A 2,391-nucleotide genomic window follows, 5' to 3' on the forward strand; every position below is an offset into this window, starting at 1 on the left:
TGTTGGCATCGGTGGCGGTCACGGTCAGGTTGCTTGCGCCGCTGGCGCTCGGCGTGCCACTGATGGCACCTGTGCCGGTATTCAGGCTGAGGCCAGCTGGCAGACTACCGGCGGTGATCGCATAGGTATAGGGCGCGGTGCCGCCGGAGGCGGTGAGCGTCGCGCTATAGCTGGTGCCGATAGTGCCGTTGCTCAACGTGGTGGGGCTCAGGCTGATGCTCGGCGGGCTGACGGTGATGGTCACCGTAGCCGGGCCGGAAGTGCCGCTGGCGTTGGTGGCTGTGTAGGTGAAGCTGTCGGCACCGGAGAATCCGGCGGTCGGGGTGTAGGTGATGCTGGTGCCGCTGGCGGTGGCAGTGCCATGGCTGGCGGCGCTGGCCACGGCGACGCTGGTGGCAGGGCCGCCACTGAGGGCCAGGGTGATCGGGTTGGCACTGCTGTTGGCGGCGACAGTGGCGCTGACGGCACCGGCGACTGGGGCCTGGGCATCGATGGTGAGGGTGTAGGCTTGGGAGCCGGTCGCGCTGTTGGCATCGGTGGCGGTCACGGTCAGGTTGCTTGCGCCGCTGGCGCTCGGCGTGCCACTGATGGCACCTGTGCTGGTATTCAGGCTCAGGCCGGCCGGCAGACTACCGGCGGTGATCGCATAGGTATAGGGCGCGGTGCCACCGGAGGCGGTGAGCGTCGCGCTATAGCTGATGCCGACAGTGCCGTTGCTCAACGTGGTGGGGCTCAGGCTGATGCTCGGCGGGCTGACGGTGATGGTCACCGTAGCCGGGCCGGAGGTGCCGCTGGCGTTGGTGGCGGTGTAGGTGAAACTGTCGGCACCGGAGAATCCGGCGGTCGGGGTGTAGGTGATGCTGGTGCCGCTGGCGGTGGCAGTGCCATGGCTGGCGGCGCTGGCCACGGCGACGCTGGTGGCCGTGCCGCCACTGAGAGCCAGGGTGATCGGGTTGGCACTGCTGTTGGCGGCGACAGTGGCGCTGACGGCACCGGCGACTGGGGCTTGAGCATCGATGGTGAGGGTGTAGGCCTGGGAGCCGGTCGCGCTGTTGGCATCGGTGGCGGTCACGGTCAGGTTGCTTGCACCGCTGGCGCTTGGCGTGCCACTGATGGCACCTGTGCTGTTATTCAGGCTGAGGCCGGCCGGCAGACTACCGGCGGTGATTGCATAGGTATAGGGCGCGGTGCCGCCGGAGGCGGTGAGCGTCGCGCTATAGCTGGTGCCGATAGTGCCGTTGCTCAACGTGGTGGTGATCAGGCTGATGCTCGGCGGGCTGACGGTGATGGCCACCGTAGCCGGGCCGGAGGTGCCGCTGGCGTTGGTGGCTGTGTAGGTGAAGCTGTCGGCACCGGAGAATCCGGCGGTTGGGGTGTAGGTGATGCTGGTGCCGCTGGCGGTGGCAGTGCCATGGCTGGCGGCGCTGGCCACGGCGACGCTGGTGGCAGCGCCGCCACTGAGGGCCAGGGTGATCGGGTTGGCACTGCTGTTGGCGGCGACAGTGGCGCTGACGGCACCGGCGACAGGGGCCTGGGCATCGATGGTGAGAGTGTAGGCCTGGGAGCCGGTCGCGCTGTTGGCATCGGTGGCGGTCACGGTCAGGTTGCTTGTGCCGCTGGCGCTTGGCGTGCCACTGATGGCACCAGTGCCGGTATTCAGGCTGAGGCCAGCTGGCAGACTACCGGCGGTGATCGCATAGGTATAGGGCGCGGTGCCGCCGGAGGCAGTGAGCGTCGCGCTGTAGCTGGTGCCGACAGTGCCGTTGCTCAACGTGGTGGGGCTCAGGCTGATGCTCGGCGGGCTGACGGTGATGGTCACCGTAGCCGGGCTGGAGGTGCCGCTGGCGTTGGTGGCTGTGTAGGTGAAGCTGTCTGAACCGGAGAACCCGGCGGTCGGGGTGTAGGTGATGCTGGTGCCGCTGGCGGTGGCAGTGCCATGACTGGCGGCGCTGGCCACGGCGACGCTGGTGGCAGTGCCGCCACTGAGGGCCAGGGTGATCGGGTTGGCACTGCTGTTGGCGGCGACGGTGGCGCTGACGGCACCGGCGACTGGGGCCTGGGCATCGATGGTGAGGGTGTAGGCCTGGGAGCCGGTCGCGCTGTTGGCATCGGTGGCGGTCACGGTCAGGTTGCTTGCGCCGCTGGCGCTCGGCGTGCCACTGATGGCACCTGTGCCGGTATTCAGGCTGAGGCCGGCCGGCAGACTACCGGCGGTGATCGCATAGGTGTAGGGCGCGGTGCCGCCGGAGGCGGTGAGCGTCGCACTGTAGCTGGTGCCGACAGTGCCGTTGCTCAACGTGGTGGGGCTCAGGCTGATGCTCGGCGGGCTGACGGTGATGGTCACCGTAGCCGGGCTGGAGGTGCCGCTGGCGTTGGTGGCTGTGTAGGTGA

The 2,391-nt window shown here is 68.5% G+C and carries 1 protein-coding gene; it reads right to left on the bottom strand.

Annotation, left to right across the window (positions count from 1 at the left end; all coding sequences use genetic code 11):
* The coding region (locus AACQ95_RS12790; protein ID WP_241281095.1) for a beta strand repeat-containing protein at positions 1-2,391 on the bottom strand (2,391 nt) is incomplete at both ends.

The sequence above is a fragment of the Aeromonas sp. MR19 genome (genome assembly GCF_963899305.1).
GTDB lineage: Bacteria > Pseudomonadota > Gammaproteobacteria > Enterobacterales > Aeromonadaceae > Aeromonas > Aeromonas bestiarum.